This is a genomic window from Mesorhizobium sp. M0244 (genome assembly GCF_040321795.1).
GTDB lineage: Bacteria > Pseudomonadota > Alphaproteobacteria > Rhizobiales > Rhizobiaceae > Mesorhizobium.
This window is the reverse complement of sequence record NZ_JAMYSE010000169.1, coordinates 1-5,631: the sequence shown is the minus strand read 5'-3', so window position 1 is coordinate 5,631 and position 5,631 is coordinate 1. Positions and strand designations below refer to the sequence as shown.

4 protein-coding genes and 1 pseudogene are annotated in these 5,631 nt (G+C 55.2%); 3 read left to right on the top strand and 2 right to left on the bottom strand.

Translation table 11 applies throughout. The annotated features are described in order from the left end of the window. Nucleotides 1-28: 28 nt before the first annotated feature. On the bottom strand, nt 29-433 hold the full coding sequence (locus NKJ08_RS38015) for a hypothetical protein (RefSeq protein WP_352786292.1): 405 nt from the start codon (nt 431-433) through the stop codon (nt 29-31). A gap of 271 nt (nt 434-704) precedes the next feature. On the opposite strand from NKJ08_RS38015, the gene NKJ08_RS38010 reads away from it, so the two are divergent. The 3 genes and pseudogenes from NKJ08_RS38010 to NKJ08_RS38005 all read left to right on the top strand — a co-directional run bounded on the left by NKJ08_RS38010 (nt 705) and on the right by NKJ08_RS38005 (nt 4,593). After that, nucleotides 705-974 carry a hypothetical protein gene (locus NKJ08_RS38010; RefSeq protein WP_352786291.1) on the top strand — a complete coding sequence of 90 codons (270 nt, stop codon included), beginning with the start codon at nt 705-707 and terminating at the stop codon, nt 972-974. A gap of 151 nt (nt 975-1,125) precedes the next feature. Further along, nucleotides 1,126-1,356 (top strand): annotated as a pseudogene (locus NKJ08_RS39210) (IS6 family transposase); the annotation flags it as partial. 633 nt (nt 1,357-1,989) lie between these two features. Continuing rightward, on the top strand, nt 1,990-4,593 hold the full coding sequence (locus tag NKJ08_RS38005; RefSeq protein ID WP_352786289.1) for an HAD family hydrolase: 2,604 nt from the start codon (nt 1,990-1,992) through the stop codon (nt 4,591-4,593). Between the two features lie 142 nt (nt 4,594-4,735). Here NKJ08_RS38005 and NKJ08_RS38000 read toward each other — a convergent pair whose 3' ends face one another. After that, entirely contained in the window at nt 4,736-5,299 is a 564-nt protein-coding gene (locus NKJ08_RS38000) for a hypothetical protein (RefSeq protein ID WP_352786287.1), read from the bottom strand. Nucleotides 5,300-5,631: the final 332 nt, after the last annotated feature.

Genomic DNA, 5,631 nt, shown 5'->3' with positions numbered 1-5,631 from the left:
GTTGCGACATGAAATTTCGCGCCGCGTATCAAAGCGAGGATGCATCGTAGCACACGGGGAGATAATCGTCGGCAACACGGGCATGTCGTGCTTCGTTGCGCTTAACTTCTCGTTCCCGCGGACCACTCAGAGCGAAACTTATCTGGCGAAATTGGGTGAGATGATGCACAGGTGGGCTGGCCGGTGATGGCTCCATCAGATCGAATCGTTTGATGCTGCAGTCTCGTGCATTCGCGGCCGTCTCGCACGCCTTAAGATTCGCCGCTTCATCAGGGACGGCATATTGCCCGCCGAGCAGGTCATGCGTTGCGCTCCCTATCAAATTCGCGACAGCGACCTCGAAGATGAGCGGATCAAGGCCGAACTGGCGCGCAAAACCCCGTGTCGGACAATCAGGAATCGCTGTTTTCTGCCGTTTGAAAAGGGGGTGCATAATAATTCAGTCTTCGTGACCTCACGCAGATGCGCCCGCTCCGCCGCCGATTGTAGCCGATCGGCTTGCGGACATAAGCCTGAATCTCGGCGCCGGGCTCGGAGAGCGGCGGGACGGCTTCGGCTTCCGCCCATGCCTCGGCGCGTCCGGCGGCCATACCACGGTGGCCTGCGCTTGCGGCAGACGATAGCGCGCCCAGCGGCCTTCGCCTCCCATGACGAGGCGGCGGTGATCGAGGAGGTATTGAGGCGGTATTGCAGGATGCGGCGCGTTGGCGGCTCTTGCAGCCAATCGACAATCTGCTGTGCTGGAGGCCTCGCCTTCGCGGCGGCGAACGGCCTCCTCGATCGTCTGCAATTCCTTTGCCATGCGGACTCCTCCTATTGCGCGTAACGCTTATTTATGCGCAGTGCTGGACGCATCGATTGACGGAGAGCTGATCTCGAAAGCGAACTGGAACCTGCTGCTGGACGAGATTCTGCTGCCTGGCGATGAAACGCCTCGGTGGTTTCGAGGACCTGCGCAAAACTCTGTCCCGTGAACATGGTCAAGGGGCGCAAGAATGACGAAGGCTACCGATTTGTCCGTGCAGGGCCAGGATGCAAACGCAGCCTGCGGACAGTGGTACGCCGAAGCCCATGATCACCCAGGGGCACTCCTATGAGGCGGCAAAGGGCAGTTGATGCCGGAAAGTGGAGCACTGGCCGCACAACGGATTGAACAACCGCGCTGACAATTTCCATGTGCCGTTGCGAATGGACGATGCGGAGCTTCCGATCACCGGAAACCCTTCAGCGCTTCGTCTCGATCTTCTCCGCCCTGCACAACCGTTCCACCTCGCTCAAGACACTCCGCGTTTGCAATCCATCTTTACCCATCTGAACGCAATGGCGGAGCGGAAGGCCGTGACTGCGCTCTACTGACAGCAGCGCACACCGCTGGAGCGCGTTCATACGCAGACAACGTGACAGCCTCGGTGCTGGTTGCCCTGCCGCACGATGGCGCCAGCGGTGCATCTCTCGCCAATTACCTCATGCCGCGCCAGATGGCCCTTCTGCTAACACTAACCTGCATCAACTTTAACACTTCTTCATCAAAGCATCACAAAGCTCCTGTGCGTGCACACGCAGTTGTTCTCAACATAATCAACTACTTACCACACAATGTCGCACTCCCGTCGCTACATTGACGGAAAATCCATAAATGATATTCTTCGGCCAACGGTTTGGTAAGACGCAGAGTGTCACCCGATCGTCGGATGTATTTTGACGTTATCCGCATTTTGCTTCTGCAAGAGCAGTGGCAAACGATGAGATAGGGATCGTCTGGCAGTAGGACAGCGAAGTTTTGCTCGGTAGACCCTTGTTCGAACCCAAGTCCCTCAACCAGTTCAGGACATCTCTATTTTAGTTGCCGGCTCCTTGGAAGCTCCGTAGCGAAAGCGGTTGCCGCTGACCTCGACAATTTGGCGATGCGGAGGGCCTAGTACCTAAGAGTGGACGACAAGTGAGAAGTTCTCAGCCATAACGATTGCGCTTGCGCGAAGGAGAAACAATATGCAGCTTATACTGGAGCGCTTGGCCACCAAGATAAAGCAGGCCGATATTGATCAGCAGCCTTCCGGAAAGTTACGTGTTGACGATATGTTTGATACTGACTCCGTGCCACGTCTTCCCGGAGACGACGTCTATCAGTTTATCGGTCCCCCTGATGCAATGTTTCCAGACGGGGGCGGTCTAACAGAAAAGATCACCAAATGGCAAAAACCGGAGGATCGCCTGCACTGGAGGAGCGACATACCTGATACTCACCATAAGGCACAAATAAAGGTCCACGATATCCAAAATATTTTGGGCGAATTTGAGGATTCCGTAAAGGTACTCTCACTTGACTGTTTCGATACGTTGCTATGGCGCAAAACCGCGACACCTAGAGACGTTTTCGCCGTGCTGGCCGATAATCCCGTCGCGCGAAGGTTAGGAATAACTCCTCACCAACGCATTAGCGCTGCTGCGCGTGCCTATCGAGCGAAGCCTCTAGAGAACGGATCCAGGGAGATCGATATCGGTGATATTTATCGGCCTTTTACATCGCTTTCTGGTGAGGAACGGGAGCTATTGGCCGAGGCGGAAATCCGGACCGAAATGAATGTTTGCTTTGCATTCTCACCGTTTGTAGAACTGATCAGGCTGGCGCACACCCGTGGTATCAAAATTGTCGTCGTGAGCGATACGTATTTGCGCGAAGACGAGTTAAGGCGCCTCTTGGCTAGGCATTTGCCTGCAGACGTTATGCAGGCAATCAGTAAGATTTACTGCTCTGTCGATTATGGGACATCCAAGAGCCATGCCCTTTTTGAGATTGTAATCAAAGAGTGTGGCGTGCCTGCATCGCAACTACTTCACATCGGGGATAATGAGGTATCCGATGCGCAAGCGCCGCGGAAATTGGGCGTACGTGCGCTACATTTCCTGCCGTTTGATCGAGAGGTCGCAGACTTCTTGCGCCTACAGCACGCGGCATCTTCGTTGATTGTACTCGAACAGGCAGCCCCGGAGGCAGTTGTTCTTCCCTGTTACAGTCCATTTCGCCCAATTTTTTCTGTAGCGAACCTTCAGCCGTACGCGCCTGAGACAGTGATCGGCTACATGTCGTTTGGCCCGGTGCTATACGCCTATGCCCGTTTTCTTATGGACGAGGTGGAGGCGCTGCAGCAGCAAGGCAAGCGAGTAAGAGTCTTCTTTCTCCTGCGTGACGCTTATCTTCTTTCAGCCGCTTGTGAAGCATATGCGGGTCAGCCCGTCGGGAAGCTGGTACGAATCCGCAGGTTCGTTGCTGTTGCCGCCTCTTTCAGAACCCGTGCCGACGTCGATTATTACATCAGCGGGATCAATCCCGAATTTGACGATCTTCATTCCACTGCAAAACAGCTTTTGCTCCCGCCTGAAGTGACGGAATTGTTAATACGAATTGCACATCAATCTGACGATCCAAAAAAGGCGTTCTATCAGTTGCTGCACGACGACGATGTGTTGGAGTTGATACTAAAGAACTCCTTTGCTTTGCGTGGCCGCATGATGCGCTATATGTCAAAAGAATTGGAGTTGGAGGAAGGCGATACGATTATCTTGGCAGACACAGGATATCACGGCAATACGCACCAATATTTGGTTCGCACTTTCAAGGAAGAAATGAAAGTCGACATATTGGGCCGCTATGTGGTCGCAGCCGACGAACCTTACCGTGCGGCGAACAGCAAAGCGCTCTTTACGTCGCCCTGGTGGAATTACGATTTATTTGAGCAATGCTGCGCTATCAAGGAAGGCGCTGTTGTGGACTATGATGTGGACGGCGAGCCAGTTCTTGGGGAGATTATACTTAGTGACAAGCAGTACGAGAAGGTTGCCAATGTGCAAGATGAATGTGTACGCTTCATCAATGATGCGAGGACGTTTTTTACCAAGGCTGGCGTGACGCACGAGTATTCTATTTTGCAGGCGGCGGCCCATGCAGCTCTATTCCGTCATGCCCATATGCCGATTGAAGCGGAGTTGGAATTTTTCAAGGACTTCGAGTACGACGATCTAATGGGACCAGATCGCAAGAAGACGATCTATCATCTGGAAAGTGCTTGGAAGAATGCGAGGTGCCTGCCCTCACCTTATCGGCTGGGTGCATATGAAACGCGCAGCTTGGGGCTTGACTTCACATTCAGCGGTCTGGTGCAAAGAAGATTTCAACTTGATCTAAACCCAGAAGATATGAACGTGCGTTTCTCACCTCTGAAAGTCGCGATTGGGGACACACACGAGTCCAAGGTCGTCTTGCTTAGGGCACAGCATCTGCATGACGGTTATTTCTCTATTATGCTGCCATATGTAAGTGGGGCCAGCGTCAAAATGCTCCTGGGGGAGCACTACGAATGGTTGCAAATCGAAGATATACGAGTATTAGATAAAGAAGGAAGCGTGTGTAAGAACATGTCGAGCTGTCTCGATCTGGAAGAAATCAACCACGAGGGAGAAATGTACCGGTGCCTGTCACAAGCAAGTGTCGCGACAATCCGTCCCGTTGGTTTGCATCAGTTCACAACGCCTCGTTACTATCATATGATCTTTCGCCCATTGGTTTCGAGGGCATCTGATCCGCCGCCGAGTTAGGTCCCTCGCACTAAGGGAGGAAAATTCATGCCGCCTGCGCAGCGGTGGTTCACGGGATCGAGGGATTGGGAGGATAGCTAGCTGTGGAGCCTCAATAGGTTGTCCCGATCTAAGCCGATGCGACTGATGGGTGGTTTTGATCCTAGGCTGCCATGAGGTAATTACTCACGCCCTCGATGCGGCACGGTGCATCGTCGCTCGTCGTCGATGTCCGGGTACTGAAGACGATGACTGCCAGCTTGCGTGCCGTTGCGACTGCAGCAACGTGTTTGCCGCGCTTGTCCCGGATGCGTATGAAGAAGGCGCGCGGCGAAGCTACGATCGCCGGCGCGGCCGTCGCGATGTACTCAAGGAAGCGACGCAGTGAGAGCTCGCGATGATAGATGGTGTTGGGACGCAGCGTCAGGCGACGAACCGCAAGGCAGCGCTCGACAACGGCTCGCATCTCCGGCTTGACCGCTGGTCGATAGGCGTAAGGTGGCATTGCCTTCGGCGGGAGCGCTGCGACCTGCCCGCGATGGTAAAGCGCAACGCGGAGCTGGGTGACCCGGGTAATCCAGGCCTTGGCTGGCGCGACGCGGTAGCGCTCGGCCGATCCCCAGAACAAGCCGACATCCGCGCGCTCGCCGAAACGGCGGATGGCGGCGAGCATGTCGTCGACATAACCGGCGTCGAGGCCTGCCGGACGATCCGCGACAACGTCCACAGCATGGAAAGACGCGATGCCGAAGCGCTGAAGCTGAGACGGGTGAGCACATTCGTCATCTCCTCGATGCCGAGGTCGGTGTCGAGGCTGCGCGCCACGTCAAGGACGTGAAGGTCGCCGACCGCCAGCATCCAGTCGGATCGAGCCGCAGCCGGTCGGTGAACGCAGGATAATAGAGATAGCTGCGCGCCTGGTAGGAGACGCGGTGGCTCAGATGCGTCCGGCGCTCACCGGACACGTCGAGGCGACGGTGCGCGGCATGACGCCACAAGCTCGGCTCGCCGCCCGACAGCAGTACTCCACCCCGATCATCGCCGCCTTGAAGCCGTGGT

Coding starts and splice junctions, on each gene's coding strand:
- NKJ08_RS38015 (WP_352786292.1), bottom strand. CDS start 433: ATGCACCCCCTTTTCAAACGGCAGAAAACAGCGATTCCTGATTGTCCG.
- NKJ08_RS38005 (WP_352786289.1), top strand. CDS start 1,990: ATGCAGCTTATACTGGAGCGCTTGGCCACCAAGATAAAGCAGGCCGAT.